A 15,318-nucleotide genomic window follows, 5' to 3' on the forward strand; every position below is an offset into this window, starting at 1 on the left:
CCATGGGCGTGGCGAAGATCGTGTGCGTCGCCGGAGCGCGGCCCAACTACATGAAGATCAAACCGGTGATGGACGCACTGGAGCGCCACGGCGCCGAGGTGGTCCTCGTCCACACCGGCCAGCACTACGACGCATCCATGAACGAGGTGTTCTTCCGCGATCTCGGCATCCGTGCCCCCGACCGGTACCTGGGTGCCGGATCCGGCACCCATGCCCAGCAGACCGGCCGCGTGATGACGGCCTTCGAGCCGCTGCTCGACGAGGTGGCCCCGGACGCCGTCGTCGTGGTCGGCGACATCAACTCCACGCTCGCCTGCGCCCTGGTGACCGCGAAGGCCGGCCCGCTGCTGGCCCACGTGGAAGCCGGACTGCGCAGCCGCGACTGGAGCATGCCCGAGGAGGTCAACCGGGTCGCCACCGACCGCCTCAGCGACTACCTGCTGGCCCCCTCGCCCGACGCCGCCGAGAACCTGCGGGCGGAGGGCTACCGGGAGGACCAGATCCACGTCGTCGGCAACGTCATGATCGACACCCTGCTCGCCAACCTGGACCGGGCCCGCCGGTCGGACGTCCTGGACCGGTACGGGCTCACCCGGGGCGGCTACGGCCTGGTCACCCTGCACCGACCGGCCAACGTGGACGACCCCGACGCCCTGCGCGGCCTGCTGAAGGCCCTGGGCGAGATCGCCGGCCGCTGTCCGCTGCTGCTGCCCGTGCACCCGCGGGCCGCCGAGCGGCTCGCCGAGGCGGGCGTACCCGCGGGCATCCGGCTGGTGCCGGCCGCCGGGTACCTCGACTTCATCGCCCTGCAGGACGCCGCCCGCCTGGTGCTCACCGACTCCGGCGGCATCCAGGAGGAGACCACCGCCCTGGGCGTGCCCTGCGTGACCCTCCGGGAGAACACCGAGCGGCCCGTCACGGTCGAGGAGGGCACCAACGTGCTGGCGGGCACCGACCCGGAGCGCATCGTGGCCACCGCGCACCGGGTGCTCGACGATCCGCCCGCGCCGCGCTGCCCGCAGCTGTGGGACGGCCGGGCGGGCGACCGGATCGCGCGGGTCCTGCTGGAGGGCGGGCCCGCACACGGCCGGCCGCGGCCCACCGACCTGCGTCGGCCCGGGGCCGCCACCACCTAGCCGCCGGGCCGAACCGAAGAACCGAACCAAGGGGGAAGACCATGGACCTCGCCGAGATATGGCGGGTCATGCGCAGGCGCTGGTACGTCCTGCTGCCCGGACTGCTGACCACGGCGGCCCTGGTCGTCGGCGTCCACCTGGTGGTACCCGTGACGTACCGGTCGCAGAGCACCGTGACCCTGCTCAACTCGCAGAAGGCCACGGTGTCCTACGACGGCAACCCCTTCCTGAGCACGCAGGCCTCCCTCACCGGCATGGCCGACGGGCTCGCCCGCAACCTCAACTCCGACGCCTCGTTGGCCGACCTCAAGGAGCTCGGCGTCACCGGAACCCCGGAGGCGAAGATCGCCGACAACGCCCTGGGCCCGTTCCTGTGGCTCACCGTCACGGGAAGCGACCCGGACCGCGTGCTGGAGTCGGACCGCAAGCTCACCGCCTACGCCGAGAAGCGGCTGACCGAGTTCCAGGCGAAGCAGCAGGTCGCCCCGGAGGCCATGATCCGCATGGCGACGATCGTGCCGCCGCAGAAGCCGGTGGCCGAGACCAAGACGAGGCTGCAGTACCTCGTCCTGGCCGGGGCCCTGGGCCTGGTCCTCAGCATGGTCGCCGCCTTCTACGTGGAGGCGCGCAAGAGGTCGCCCAAGCCGGAGGCCGGGCCGCCGAAGCCGGAGGCCGGGCCGGCCGAGCCCGATCCGCAGGCCGGGCCCGGGACCGAGCCCGGGACCCGGCCCGAGACCCGGGGCCCCGATCCGCAGGCGCAGGGATCCGAGCCGCAGGAGGGGACGGGCGCCTGCGCGCCCCCGGCCGGAGAACCGGCGGTGGAACGGACGCTCGCCATCCGCTGGCCGCCCAGCTGGGCCCGGACGGCCGAGGAGGAGCCGGCCGCCGCAGAGCCCCAGACGCCGCCACGGCCCGTCGCGGCCGTGCCGTCCGCCGCCGACCCGCTCGACGAGGAGCCGACCCATGGACACCGCCCGCGCACCGGACAGTGAGACCGGTGGGCCGAGCGACGCCCCCGCTCCTCCCGCCCCCGCTCCTCCCGCCCCCGTGCTCCCCGCCGCCGCCTCCCTCGGCCGGAAGGTCCGCTCGGCGGCCCGGTGGAGCCTGATCAACACCGTCGTCATGCGGCTGGGCAACTTCGCGACCGGCATCGTGCTGGCCCGCTTCGCCCTGGGCCCCGCCGAATGGGGCGTGTACGGCATCGCCCAGACCGTGCTGCTGGTCCTGCTGTCCGCGAACGAGCTGGGCGTGGGCCTGGCCATCGTGCGCTGGGAGGGGGACCCGCGGCGGTTCGCTCCGACCGTACTGACCCTCAGCACCCTCTCCAGCGGACTGCTGTACGTGGCGCTGTTCGCGGCGGCACCGACGGTGGCCGGCCTGCTCGGCTCGCCGGACGCCGCGGGGGTCCTGCGGGTGATGTGCCTGTGCGTGGTGATCGACGGGGTGGCCCAGGTACCCGGCGGGTTCCTCGCCCGCGAGTTCGCGCAGGGCAAGCGCATGGCCATCGACGGGCTCAACTTCGTGCTGAGTACCTCGGTGACGCTGCTGCTGGCCTTCCAGGGCTGGGGCGCGATGAGCTTCGCCTGGGGCGCCGTGGCGGGGAACGTCGTGACGCTGATCGGCTGCGGGCTGGCCGCACCGGGCACCCTGAAGTTCGGCTGGGACCCCGAACAGGCGCGGGCCCTGCTCAGGTTCGGGCTTCCGCTGGCCGGGGCGAGCATGCTGGCCCTCGCGGTGGTCAACGTCGACACCATGGTGGTGGGCGCGACGCTGGGCAATGTGGCCCTGGGCTTCTACGTGCTCGCCTTCAACGTCTCCGGCTGGCCCGTGCGGATCATCTCCGAGGCCGCCCGCCGGGTCTCCTTCGCGGGCTTCTCCCGTCTGGCCGATTCGCCCCGGGCGCTCGCCGACGGGTTCAGCCGCGCCCTGGGCGTGGTGATCACCGCGACCGTGCCGCTGTGCGTCCTGCTGGCCGGCCTGGCCGGGCCGGCCGTCCAGCTGATCTACGGGAGCCACTGGGCCCCCGCCGCTGCGGCACTGCCCTGGCTGATGGCCCTCGGCCTGATCCGCATCGGCGGCGAACTCGCCTACGACTGCCTGGTCGCGATCGGGCGGCGCCGCTCGCTCTTCCTGGTGCAGGGCCTGTGGCTGGCAGCCCTGATCCCCGTGCTCCTCGCCGGGGCCCGCCTGGACGGCATCGTCGGAGCCGCGCAGGCCCATGTCCTGGTCGCGGGGGCCCTGGTGGTGCCCGCGTTCCTGTTCGCCCTCGGCCGCGGCGGCATCGGCGTCGGCAGGATCGCCAGGGCCTGCGCGTGGCCCTTCCTCGGCGGGGCCGTGATGGCCGCGCTCGTCCTCGGCCTGCAGTCCCGGCTCGGCGACGGCCCGCTCGCGCTCCTCGCCACCAGCACGATCGCCCTGGCCGGCTACACGCTGTGCGTCCTGCCCAGCCGCGACTTCCTGCGCGGCACGGGCCGCGGCGACCGGTCCGCCCGCGACCGGTCCGCCCGCGACCGGTCCGCCCGCGACCCGGCCCACCGCGACCCGGCCCACCGCGACCCGGCCCACCGCGACCGGCGCGGGCCGTCCGCACCGGTGCGGACCACCCCCCGGGACACGAGGTGAGCCCGATGTCACGGTGCATCAGCCGCAACCCGCTCGCGGGACCCCTGCTCGCAGCCTTCCTGGCGGTCCTGGCCGCTGCCTGCTCGGGGCCGGGCCGCTCCGCGCCGCCGCACTGCCCGGACGACGCGCTGACCTGCCCGGCGAGCGGATCACCGGCGCCCGCGTCCCGCACCCCCGCCGTCACGACCGCGGCGTGCGCCTCTCCCGGCGACTGCGGGTTCCCCGACGCCGGCACCACCGGTCCGCGGATCCCCCTGACGCCCCACGAGACCGGGTACATGGCCGTCCGTACCGACGGGCTCGTCATCCGGGGGTGGGACATCACCGGCTCGCTCGACATCTACGCGAACGACGTCACCGTCATCGACACCAAGATCACCTCGGACAGCTGGTGGGGCATCAACCTGCGCCCCGGCTACAGCGGCCTGCGCGTCCTGCACTCCACCATCACGGCCGTGCCCGGGAAGGGGCCGGACAACGGCGGCGTGGACTACGCGGTGTCGAACATGGGGGGCAGTTCCATCGAAGTCGGCTGGTGCGACGTCTCGGTGTTCGGCGACGCCCTGTCCATGGGACAGGGCAATCTGCACGACAACTACGTCCACGACATCGCCCCGTTCGTCAACCTGGGCGGCGAGTGGCAGCACACCAACGCCGTGATCAGCGGCGGCGGCAACACTGGTGAGCTGATCATCCGCCACAACACCCTGCTCAACGCGACCGGCCTCCAACAGGGCGCCTCGGGGAGCATCGGCCTGTTCGCGGACACCGGGGTGGTCCGCAACGTCACCGTCGACAACAACTGGATCGCCGGCGGCGCGTACGCCCTCTACGGCGGCAGCACCGGCGCCACCGGGATCAAGGTCACCGACAACATCTTCTCGACGCAGTACCACCCCGCCTCCGGCGGCTACGGCGTGGTCGCCCACTGGAACCACGGCGGCGCCGGAAACGTGTGGCGCAACAACCGGCTGTCCGACGGCCGCTCGGTCGAGCCCGAGCCGGCCCCGTGAGCGGCCTCGTGCGCCGCGTCGCGCGTGCTCCCTGGACGCTGCTCAAGGCGTGGTTCGGCTGGCTGGTGCTCTTCGAGGCCAGGAACAAGCTCCTGCTGGCCCCCGGAGCGGTGCGGCTGCGCCGGATGGAGGACGCCGAGACCCGCAGGCTGGCCGCCGCCCTGCCGCCGCCGCCCCCGGCGCTGGTCGCCACGGTGATCGCCACCCACCGGCGACCCGAGGAGCTGCGTGCCGCGGTGCGCTCGGCCCTGGCGCAGACCGTGCGCGACCAGGTCGTGATCGTGGTCGACGACGGCGCCGGCCTGCCCGAACTACCCGCCGATCCACGGCTGTTCGCGGTGTCGCTGGCCCGCAACACCGGTGTGGCGGGCGTCGTGCGCAACGTGGGCATCCGCCTCACCCGCTCGCGGTACGTGGCGTTCCTGGACGACGACAACCGGTGGGAACCCGACCACCTCGAACGGGCGTTGGCGGTCCTGGAATCCCCCGACGGACCCGACGGCGTCTACACGGCGCTGCGCCGCGTCCTGCCGGACGGCAGCGAGAAGGACGTCCTGTCGGTGCCCTACGACCGGCGCCGCGCCGCCCGCGAGGCCTTCCTGGACACCAACGCCTTCGTCGCCCGGCGCACTCGCTCCCTGTACTTCAGCCGTCTGCGCCGGACGCCGGAGGTACTGCCCCGCGAGGACTGGGAGCTGGTCCGCCGCTACGGCCGGCGGCACCGGGTGCTCCACGTCCCGCACCCCACCGTCCGCTACCTCATGAACCCGGCCAGCTTCTACACGCAATGGCACCAGCCCAGCTGACCACGATCCCCTTCCGCTCCGACCACAGGTGGTTGATCCCGTGCCCCGATCCCGCGCCCTCAGGAACAGGTTCGTCGACGCGCCCGGCTCGCTCGGCGAACGCATGCGCGTCGCCCGCTGGGAGCGGCTGCGGCGCTGCTTCCCCGGCATCGCGGACATGAGCGTCGTGGACCTGGGCGGGACGGCCGAGATGTGGCTGCGCGCACCGGTGCGCGCCCGGCACGTCCACCTGGTCAATCTGGAGGAACACCCCGCCGAGCTGCCCGACTGGATCACCGCGGAGGTCGCCGACGTCACCGACCCGGTGGTCGCCGCCGAACTGAGCGCCAAGGGCGGCTTCGACCTGGTGTTCTCCAACTCGACCATCGAGCACGTGGGCGGCCACAGCCGGCGCCGGCTGTTCGCCGCCGCCGTGGAGTCGCTGGCGCCGCTGCACTGGATCCAGACGCCGTACCGCTACTTCCCCGTCGAACCGCACTTCGTGGCGCCCGGCTTCCAGTTCCTGCCGCTGGCCGCCAGGGCCCGGCTGGTACGGCGCTGGCCGCTCGTGCACAGCCGCCCCGACAGCCCGGAGTCCGCAATGGACGCCGTGATCAACATCGAGCTGCTGACCCGTACCGAGATGCGCTACCTGTTCCCCGGATCGGTGCTCCTCGACGAGCGGGTGCTCGGCGTCACCAAGTCGCTGACCGCGGTACGAACGGAGCCGGCATGCTGAACAACCTGGTCAACAGACATGACGCCGACCGGCTGCTGCGCAAGGTACGGCGGCTGGAACTGAACCCGGTGCTGGCCAAGCTGAGGGTGCGCGGCGGCGAGCGGGTGGTCCGGCACTGGTCCCGGGTCGATCCGTCGCTGACCGAGTGGTGGGCGATACCGGCGGTCGTCAAGCGGTGGAACCTGCTGATGACCGGCGACCCGGACACGCCCTTCCCCGACTACGTCGCGGCCGGGCACTTCGCGCCGCGCACCGATCTGCGCGGCCTGTCGCTGGGGTGCGGCACTGGCGGGAACGAACTGCTGTGGGCGAAGACCGGCGCGTTCGGCCTCCTGGAAGGCGTGGACGTGGCGCAGCAGCGCATCGACTTCGCCACCCGCGCCGCCGCCGAGCACGGCCTCGCCGACGTCCTGCGCTTCCGGGTCTCCGACGTCAACCGGATGACCGGCGACGGGGAACGCTTCGACGTGCTGCTGGGCCTGCAGTCGCTGCACCATTTCGACGACCTCGACGCGACCCTGCCACGGCTGTCCCGGCTGATCGAGCCCGGTGGGACCTTCGTGGTCGACGAGTTCGTCGGCCCCACCCGCTTCCAGTGGACCGACGGCCAGCTGGACGCGGCCAACGCGCTGCTGGCCCAGCTCCCCGAGGAGCGCCGGCGCCTGGCCGACGGCCGGATCAAGCACCGCGTCGTGCGGCCCAGCAGGCTGTCGATGGTGTTGGACGACCCCTCGGAGGCGGTCGACGCGGCGTCGCTGCTGCCGGGCCTGCGGCGCCATTTCGAGGTGGTCGAGGAACGGCCGTACGGCGGCACGGTGCTGCACATCGCGCTCTCCGGGATCGCGCACCACTTCCGTGACCAGGAGCCGGAAACCCTGGCGCTGCTGGAGCAGTGCTTCGCCGCGGAGGACGCGGCACTGCCGGAGCTGGGGCACGACTTCGTCGCCATGGTCTGCCGCCCGCGCGGCGCGGCGTAGGTCCGCGGCGGTCAGGGCCCCGGCGTGGTGCGCAGGGCGCCCGGCCGGGCGAGTGCGGCGGCCGCCGCGCGGCTGGCCGGGCGGCCGAGTACGGCCCGCGAGGTCTCCCGGAGCAGGACCGCGGTGCGGAAGGCAGCCGTGGCGAGGGCACCGTGCCGGCGCCGGTACAGGCGGACCCGGTTGAGGGTGAGCAGCGTCCACAGCCGCGGCGAGACCCGGGAGTCGCCGCCCAGGTGCACGGCTTCGGCGGCCGGCTCGAGTCGCGTGCGGTGACCCCGGTCCCGCGCACGCAGGCAGTACTCGGTCTCCTCGGAGTAGAGGAAGAAGGACTCGTCCCAGGGGCCGCAGGCGGCCAGGCAGTCCGCGGAGAGGGCCATCAGGGCTCCCGTGGCCCAGTCCGCGCACGTGGGCCGCTCGTACGCGGCGGGGTCGGTGACCAGTTCGCTCAGGCGGGGGAAGCGCCCGGCCCGGCGGTTGCCGATGACGGCCTCCCCGAGGGCGCGGGTCACGCTCGGCTCCCGGCGCAGCGAGTGCACGAGGGTGCGGCCGTCCTCCTCGTACAGCAGCGGCACGCTGATCCCGACGCGGTCGCCGTCGCCCGCGGGTGCGCCGAGCCCGTCCACGAGCAGCTTGGCGCAGCCCCGCCGCATCCGGATGTCCGGGTTGCAGACGAGGGCGGCGCGCAAGCGGTCCTGCCCGTCGGCGGCCGCCGCCAGGGCGGCGTTCACCCCGGCCGCGTACCCGGCGTTGCGGCCGGTCCGGACGACCGTCGCGTCCGGGGCCAGGGAGCGGAGCAGCTCCACGGTGCCGTCGGCCGAGTCGTTGTCGGCGACGACGAGCCGCCAGTCGAGCCCGGCCATCCCCTCCGGCAGGCTGGCGAGGAACCCCGGTAGCACCGCGGCACTGTTCCAGGTGACGACGACGACGGCTACCGGACCGGCAGCGGGGGGCTGCGGACGACGGGTGGCCGGACGTTCGGACCGCATGAGGACTCCAGGGTGAGCGGGGTCGGCGCCGCGCGCCGGACGAAGCCGAGGTAACTGCCGCCGGCGGCGATCGTCAGGAAGAACATCCCGGCGAACATCGGGAAGCTGAGGGCGTCGAAGGTGGCGCTGCTGACCAGGGCCACGAGGGCGGAGGCGAAGAACGCCTGCCCGAGCTCCCGGTCGGATTCGTCGCGGGCCAGCCGGCGGATGGCTCCGCCCTGGTGGATCCCGGTCAGGAAGAGGGCCAGGAGGGCGACCAGCCCGAGCAGGCCCATCTCGGCCAGCGTCAGCATGTACTGGTTGTCGGTGAAGAAGTACAGCTCGGGGATGAAGGTCCCCAGGCCCCGCCCGAACAGGGGGCGCCCCTCCAGGTAGGGGACGATCGCGCCGTACTTGACCGTACGGGCCTGGGTGCTGCTGTCCGAGTTGTTGAGGAAGGACCCGAACAGGGTGGTGATGGTCCCGATCAGCCCGGGGACGATCACCTTGAAGCAGGCCACCGAGCACAGGAGCAGACCGATCGCGGTCCACCGCCGCTGCGGCTTCCAGCGCGGCACCATCACCAGGACCACGATGAGGGCCCCGATGATCGAGGTCCGCGACACCGTCAGCGGCAGGGCGCCGCCCATCAGCACCACCGGCACCCAGCGGCGCCACCGGCTCAGGTGCGCCCGTACCGGATCGAAGGCCTGCTGCACGGCGAAGGGCAGCAGCAGGGCGAGCATCCCGCCGAACTCGAGGGGGTGCGCCGTGGTGGAGCGCGGGCGGGTGAAGGCGCCGCGGTCCAGGGCGGCGATCTGGGAGCCGCTCGACTGGAGCCCGGGGATGGCGATCTGGTCGGCGATGTTCGTGGCCGTGAAGAAGTCGTAATAGCCGATGGCGGCCACCACCGACGCCATCACCACGGCCCTGCGCAGCAGCACGTCGAGGCGCGCACGGTTCGAGACCGCGGCGGAGACCAGCACCACCAGGGACACCCACACCAGCAGCCCGATCAACCCCCGGTCCGCCCCGAGGACCTCCTTGCGCGAGGCGCCCCGGGTCGCGTTCGACACGTACGAGGCCAGCACCGAGACGGCCAGCAGGCACATCACCACCCGGGGCAGCCGGGTGCCCCGGGCGGGCCGGATCCGGCCGGTGAGCCACGCCGCCAGATACCAGAACAGGCCCAGCAGCGCGAACACGTTGGCCGGCGTACCCACCCCGCCCAGCCCCGGCAGCGTCAGGTTCGAGGGGATGAAGAAGGCCAGCGCGAGATAGCCGCTGAGCAGCGCGACCGCGTCCAGCGGACGGCCCCGGCCCCGCCTGCGGCCGCGCCGTGCGCGCACCCCGCCGGAAGACCCCTGAGCGCGCCTGCGGCGCAGCGCCACCACCAGGGTCTCGGTCACGAACGACAGCGTGAACCCGGCCGTGGTGCACAGGATGATGACGCCCAGCACCTGCTGGTAGCGGGTCTTGAGCTGGGGCCGCGGGGTCTGCGGCAGCACCACGGGCGCGGTCTGCACGAAGTACGCGGGCTCGACCTTGGCCGCCGCCTGGAGTGCGCCCAGCTGCTCCCCGGCGAAACCGGTGAGGACGTCGGTTTCCCGCAGCACCTTGTCCCGGTCGGTCCCCGTGACCGTCAGCGTGAGCATCGGGCCCGAGGCGTTCGCGGCGAAGGAGACCGTGTACGGGTCCGTCACTCCCAGGCCGTTCAGGTCCCGCGCCGCGTCCGTCCCCGACAGGGTCCTGATCAGCACGTCCGCGGTCACGACCAGGGAGCCGCCCGCATGGGCGATGGGATTGCCGAACGCGGGGGCCAGCTCGGCCACCGCCTTGGAATCGATCAGCGCCACCGAGCTCTGCGACTGGTACGCCACCGGCACCGACCGGTACAGGTGGGCGGCCGCGAGCAGACCGATCAGCGTCAGTGGCACCATCACGTACCAGCGGCGCCGCAGCACCGCGAGGATGTCACCGATGGTCACGAACACCCCCGGCAGGTAAGGGATTTGATGGCGCGCCGACACACGGCCTGACAGGATCGATCACAACGGGGGGAACGGAAGGATTCGTGTGTCGCCTGGTGAGTTGGTCCGCGCGCTGCGCCGGCGCTGGTACGTCCTGGTCGTGGCGATGGTGCTGGCGGCCGCCGGAGCCCACCAGGTGCTGCGCCCCGCGCCGACGTACCTGAGCTCGGCGATCGTGGTGCTCAAGCCGCCGGTGACCGGCACCCAGCCCAACCAGCTCGCGAACCTGCAGCCGCCGCTCGCCGCCGTCTCCTACGCGGCGGTGCAGCAGCTGGACTCGCCGGCGGGGGAGTCCGAGCTCAGGGCCGCCGGAGTCACCGGCACCTACCGGCTGATCCCGCGCAACAGCGGCACCAGCGTGACCCCCCGCTACCTGATCCCCTCCCTCCAGGTCCAGGCCGAGCAGCCCGGCGCGGCCGCGGCCGACGCCGCCGTCCGGAAGATCATCGAGCTGTACGCGCAGCACCTGGCGGACCTGCAGACGCAGCAGGGCATCCCCGAGGCGGCGCGGATGAGCGTCACCCTCCTGGTGCCGCCGAACGCCGTGGCGCAGACCGGCACCAAGAGCCGCGGGCTGGCCGGCTGGGTCCTGCTGGCCGCGGCCGTGGGCGTGCCGGCCGCGCTGTGGACCGACCAGCTGCTCGCCCGCCGGGGCCGGCGGGCGAGCAGCTGAGGACGAGGGACGGCGCATCAGATCCCTCGGCGCTTCCACGACTGCCACCACAGCCACTCGCGCCCCCGGTCGGCGACCGCCGAGAGCACCAGCGGCTGGAGGTAGGGCATGGCCCGCGCGCCGATGCGCCGACGCCGGCGCAGCGCCCGGTACTCGCCGAGCGAGGCGTAGCCGCCCGGCAGGCACTCGGCGGCGAACTCCACGAGCTCGTCGACCGGCACCACCGCCGTGCGCCCGCGGTCGTACGCGCGGTAGGCGCGCCGCAGCGCGTACCGGGCCAGCCGGGTGCGCGCCGCCACCGCCAGCCGGTCCGCCTCCGGGAGCAGCCCGGCGCACTTGTCCAGGACCGAGTCGAAGGCGACGAGCCGCTGGCGCAGGTCGTCGAGCTGCCCGCCGAACTCGGTGGTGGACATGTTGGTGCCGTGGACCCGGTAGAAGGCCTGATCGGCCCCGCGGACGTAGCCCACGTCGGCGTGTGCCGCCAGCCTCATCCACATCTCGATGTCCCCGGCGTGCGGGAGCTGCGGATCGTAGCCCCCGACCTTGCGCTGGAGACTGGTCCGGACGACCACCTCCGGTGAGGTGATGCACCCGGTGCCCTCCCGGAACCGCCGCTCCAGCCACCACCGGCCGGGGTAGACGACCGACCCGGTGGTGCGGGTACGGGCCGCGGGCAGCGGCCCGCCGTGCCGGAAGCGCAGCGGCCGGCCGTAGCAGAACCCCGCCTCCGGATGCGCGTCGAGCAGGGCTGCGGCCCGCACCAGGGCCCCCCGGACCAGCCGGTCGTCCGCCGAGAGCAGGGCGACGTAGTCCCCGTCGGCCCACTCCAGCAGGCCCTCGTTGTAGGTGGCGATGTGGCCCTGGTTGGTCTCGTGGACCCGCACCTCGATCCGCGGGTCGCCGGCCGCCAGGGCCCGCGCGACCGACGCGGAGTCGTCGGGCGAGGCGTCGTCGATGATCAGCACGCGGACGTCGACGCCCTCCTGTTCGTCCAGGACGCTCTTGACGCAGTCGGCCAGGAAGTGGCCGTACTTGTAGCAGGGGATCACCACGCTGACCGTGCTCACTGGCCGGACACCTCCGTCGAGCCGTCCGACCGGGCGCCGGCCGGGGGAGTGGTGGTGAAGACGGGACCGACCCAGTAGTTCACCGAGCCGAAGGTGTTGGAGGGGAACGCCGTGGACGACCCGTACTTGTAGAGCCCGTTGGCGCTGCCCGGCGCATCGGCCGGCGCCACCAGCGGATAGGAGCGGTGCGCGCCGGTGAAGTAGCCGCCGTCCACCGCGTAGTTGCCGTTCGGCGCGTGGTAGGAGGCCACGTACGTGGTGCCCGCCGTGATGGGTACGGGCGCGGCGAACTGCAGCTGCTGCCAGCCCGACAGCGTCTCGCTGCCGAAGGTGCCGGTCGCCAGCAGCGTGCCGGTGGCGGACCACAGGCTGCCCGTGTGGGTGCCGGTGTTCCCGGGGCCCTTGTAGAAGGTGACACCGGTGATGTAGCCGTTGACCGCCGACTGGAAGCGGGTGCCCAGCTCCACCGAGTTGGTGTCGTCGCGGACGTTGGCGGTACTCGGGGTCGCGCTGCCGCTCCACAGGGTGCACGGGCAGTTCACCGCCGGCGGGCTCGGGCTGGTCGTGAAGGTCCACGTGAACGGCGCCGCCATGGCGTTGCCCCACAGGTCGGACGCCTGGACGGACGCCGTGTACGTGGTGTTCAGGGCCAGTTCCGAGGAGGGGGTGAAGGTGGCGCTGTTCGACGCCCCGAGCACCTTGGTGCCCGGGACCGCGGCGCCGCCGGAGTCCTTCACCGTGAACACCAGAGAGTCCGCGTCGACCGCGGTGCCGAAGGTGGCCGTCACCGCCGCGGTGATCGCGGTCCCGGTCGCCGCGGACTGGGGCGAGGTCGTGCTGACGGTGGGCGGGGTCGTGCTCGCGGTGGAGGTGTCCAGCACCGCGTCCACCCAGTAGTTGCTGCCCGAGGAGGCGGTGGACGGGAAGCCGCCCGTGGCGCCGTAGCGGTACACGCCGTTGCCGCCGTCGGTGCCGCTGCGCAGCGCGGTGAGCGGAGCCAGCCCCGCGTCGCCCGCGGCGAAGGTGTTGTCGAAGGAGTAACCGCCGTGCGGGGCGAAGTAGGAGGCGATGTAGGTGGTGTTCGCCTTGACCGGCACCGGGGAGGAGAAGTTCAGCTGCTGCCAGCCCGACGCCGTCTCGTGGGTGAAGGTGCCGGTGGCCAGGCGCTGGCCGGAGCTGCTCCACAGGCTGCCGGTGTGGGTCCCGGTGTTGGCGGGGGACTTGTAGAACCGGACCCCGGTGATCGAACCGGGCACCGAGGAGCGGATCTTCACACCGAGCTCGACGGCGCTGCCGTCGCCGCCGTTGACGGTGCCCGGCACGGCCGCGGCCGGCCACACGGTGCAGGGGCACTGCTGGGGTCCGACGGTCAGCGCGACCGTGGTGGTGGCGCCGATGGTGACGCTGTCGTCGACGGCACGCACCTTGAGCTGCACGGGGCCGGGAACGGTCGGGGTCCAGGTGTAGCTCCACGACCCCAGGCCCGTGGTCGCCTTCCAGGTCGTCCCGCCGTCGGTGGACACCTCCACCCGGGCCACCACTCCGCCGCCGGTGTCGGCCGCCGTGCCCGTGACGGTCACGGGCCGCAGCGCCGGCACGGTGGCGTTCGCCGCCGGGCTGGTCACGGTCACGGCCGGGCCCACGGTGTCCGTGGACGCGGTCGCGGCGACCAGGTCGCTCTGCAGGGACTTGGGCTGGACGCCCATGTCGGCGAACACGTTCACCGTGGCCTGCTGCATCCGCTTGTCCGCGGTGACCACGGCGTCGTCCGGGTTACTGGTGGGCATGTTGGTCAGGCCCCAGGACCACTGCACCGTGCCCGCCCCGAACACCAGCGCGCGCGAGGTCGGGTCGCGGAAGGCCACCAGGCTGTGCGTCGCGGTGCCGTTGCCGTAGGTGTTGCCGTAGTCCTTCAGGAGCTTGCCGTCCTCGATGTCCACCGTGGTCGACGACATCTGGATCTGCCCGGCCGGCCGGCCGGCGTTCTCCACGTCGCTGTCCCACTCGTAGCCGAGCGTGCCGGTGGGGAAGGTGGCCGTCTGCGAGGGCGTGAGGTTCGCGACGCTGGTGTGGCGCCACAGCCGCTGCTTGGCGAACGTGCCCGGCACGGTGATCGCGTCGTTGCGGTAGCCGTTGACGCTGAACAGCGAGCCGGTCAGCTGGTTCTGCGGCTGGTAGGGCCGGCCGTTGGTGGCGCTGGCCGGGTCCATGAAGGTGCCCGTCCAGATCCCGCTCGGGTCGGGGACGCCGTTGGGCTGGGGGAAGGACAGTTTGGTCTCCTTGTAGGAGACCAGGGTCCGGTGGGGGGTGGAGGCGCCGTCGATGCTGGGGGCCAGACGCGTCTTCCAGAAGACCTCGTTGCCGCTGAAGTACGTCTGGTGGACCCCGGCCCGGCGCGCGTTCAGCGCGTTCGTGAACTGCTCCTGGGTCCAGTACTCGTCGTGCCCCGAGGACATGAACACCTTGTGGTTGCGCAGCAGCGTCCCGCCGCGGACCGACATGTCGATCCCGGACATGTAGCTCACGTCGTAGCCGTTGCGCTCGAGCCACGAGACCATCTGGAACTCGGACCCGTAGATCCCGTTGTCCCCGCCGATGTCCAGGGGCCGGTTGTAGCTGACCTCGTACGCCCGCCCGTCCGGGGCGGGCCCGCCGCCGTCGTAGAGGTCCTGGCCGCCGTAGTTGTTGTACGCCTGCCAGGTCTGGTCGCTGGTCTGCACGACGATGTCGGAGTGGCTGGAGTCGTTGCGGACCACGAACGGGTAGGGCATCACGCCGTTGCCGTCCGCCTGGTCGAAGTTGACCACGTACAGGCCGGACACGGCGTCGGCCGGCACCGTCCACGTGGCGGTGACGGGCCAGTTGCCGCAGTCGACCAGGCCGGTGGAGGCCTTGGTGGTGCAGGCGGCCGGGTTCCCGCCCGCGGCGACGTTCGCCGGATGCGTCTGCGCCGCCTGGGCCGCCGTCGACATCAGGCGGGCCCCGGCGCCCCCGTAGTGGCCGAGGCGGTAGACCGACACGCGGTACGGCGTCGGCGACTGGATCTTGAACTGCACGGTGTCGCCCGCCTGGACGCTCGTCTGGGCGCTGAACCCCTTGATGTCGCCGTACGCGCTGGGCGAGAACCAGTCGGACATCGGCGTGCCCGGCTTGGAGTTCTCGCACACGATCGCGTTGGTACCCGGGCCGCAGGGGTCGGCCGCACCGGCCACCGCGGACGGGGGGAGGACCGTGGCCACCAGGGCCGCGATCACGGTGAAGAGACCGTACCGGAGCAGCCTCGTCCGTCTGTTCATCTGGACCTCATCGTC

General features: G+C 72.8%; 12 protein-coding genes. 8 read left to right on the top strand and 4 right to left on the bottom strand.

What is annotated here, in order from left to right:
• Positions 1 to 2 precede the first annotated feature (2 nt).
• Genes wecB through AB0D44_RS06515 form a run of 7 tightly spaced genes read left to right on the top strand, consistent with a single transcriptional unit; the run spans position 3 to position 7,272 of the window.
• Positions 3 to 1,136, top strand: coding sequence for a UDP-N-acetylglucosamine 2-epimerase (non-hydrolyzing) (gene wecB, locus AB0D44_RS06485; protein ID WP_362585292.1), 1,134 nt, complete (start codon positions 3 to 5; stop codon positions 1,134 to 1,136).
• A 41-nt stretch (positions 1,137 to 1,177) separates the two neighbouring features.
• Positions 1,178 to 2,128, top strand: coding sequence for a chain length determinant protein (locus AB0D44_RS06490; RefSeq protein WP_362585295.1), 951 nt, complete (start codon positions 1,178 to 1,180; stop codon positions 2,126 to 2,128).
• Complete coding sequence (locus AB0D44_RS06495) at positions 2,100 to 3,758, top strand: oligosaccharide flippase family protein (RefSeq protein ID WP_362585298.1); 1,659 nt, start codon at positions 2,100 to 2,102, stop codon at positions 3,756 to 3,758. Before AB0D44_RS06490 ends, AB0D44_RS06495 begins: the two co-directional genes overlap by 29 nt.
• 5 nt (positions 3,759 to 3,763) lie before the next feature.
• A complete protein-coding gene (locus AB0D44_RS06500) occupies positions 3,764 to 4,771 on the top strand; it encodes a hypothetical protein (protein ID WP_362585301.1) in 1,008 nt (335 codons plus the stop codon).
• Positions 4,768 to 5,577, top strand: coding sequence for a glycosyltransferase family 2 protein (locus tag AB0D44_RS06505; protein WP_362585303.1), 810 nt, complete (start codon positions 4,768 to 4,770; stop codon positions 5,575 to 5,577). Before AB0D44_RS06500 ends, AB0D44_RS06505 begins: the two co-directional genes overlap by 4 nt.
• 40 nt (positions 5,578 to 5,617) lie before the next feature.
• The gene (locus tag AB0D44_RS06510) at positions 5,618 to 6,295 is read left to right on the top strand and encodes a class I SAM-dependent methyltransferase (protein WP_362585306.1); all 678 of its coding nucleotides are present in this window, start codon (positions 5,618 to 5,620) and stop codon (positions 6,293 to 6,295) included.
• Positions 6,289 to 7,272, top strand: a complete 984-nt coding sequence (locus tag AB0D44_RS06515) for a class I SAM-dependent methyltransferase (protein ID WP_362585309.1) — start codon at positions 6,289 to 6,291, stop codon at positions 7,270 to 7,272. Before AB0D44_RS06510 ends, AB0D44_RS06515 begins: the two co-directional genes overlap by 7 nt.
• Before the next feature lie 11 nt (positions 7,273 to 7,283).
• On the opposite strand, the gene AB0D44_RS06520 is transcribed toward AB0D44_RS06515, so the two are convergent.
• On the bottom strand, positions 7,284 to 8,258 hold the full coding sequence (locus tag AB0D44_RS06520) for a glycosyltransferase family 2 protein (protein WP_362585312.1): 975 nt from the start codon (positions 8,256 to 8,258) through the stop codon (positions 7,284 to 7,286).
• Positions 8,201 to 10,231 (bottom strand): O-antigen ligase family protein, encoded by a 2,031-nt coding sequence (locus AB0D44_RS06525; protein WP_362585315.1) that lies wholly within the window; start codon positions 10,229 to 10,231, stop codon positions 8,201 to 8,203. The genes AB0D44_RS06520 and AB0D44_RS06525 overlap by 58 nt, the downstream gene beginning before the upstream one ends.
• An 82-nt stretch (positions 10,232 to 10,313) precedes the next feature.
• On the opposite strand from AB0D44_RS06525, the gene AB0D44_RS06530 reads away from it, so the two are divergent.
• On the top strand, positions 10,314 to 10,940 hold the full coding sequence (locus tag AB0D44_RS06530) for a hypothetical protein (protein WP_362585318.1): 627 nt from the start codon (positions 10,314 to 10,316) through the stop codon (positions 10,938 to 10,940).
• A gap of 17 nt (positions 10,941 to 10,957) precedes the next feature.
• Here AB0D44_RS06530 and AB0D44_RS06535 read toward each other — a convergent pair whose 3' ends face one another.
• Both AB0D44_RS06535 and AB0D44_RS06540 read right to left on the bottom strand, forming a co-directional pair.
• Entirely contained in the window at positions 10,958 to 12,007 is a 1,050-nt protein-coding gene (locus tag AB0D44_RS06535) for a glycosyltransferase (protein WP_362585321.1), read from the bottom strand.
• Positions 12,004 to 15,303 (bottom strand): DUF4082 domain-containing protein, encoded by a 3,300-nt coding sequence (locus AB0D44_RS06540; RefSeq protein WP_362585324.1) that lies wholly within the window; start codon positions 15,301 to 15,303, stop codon positions 12,004 to 12,006. Before AB0D44_RS06540 ends, AB0D44_RS06535 begins: the two co-directional genes overlap by 4 nt.
• Positions 15,304 to 15,318 lie beyond the last annotated feature (15 nt).

Origin of the sequence: Streptomyces sp. NPDC048349 (assembly GCF_040651925.1) — a bacterium.
GTDB lineage: Bacteria > Actinomycetota > Actinomycetes > Streptomycetales > Streptomycetaceae > Streptomyces.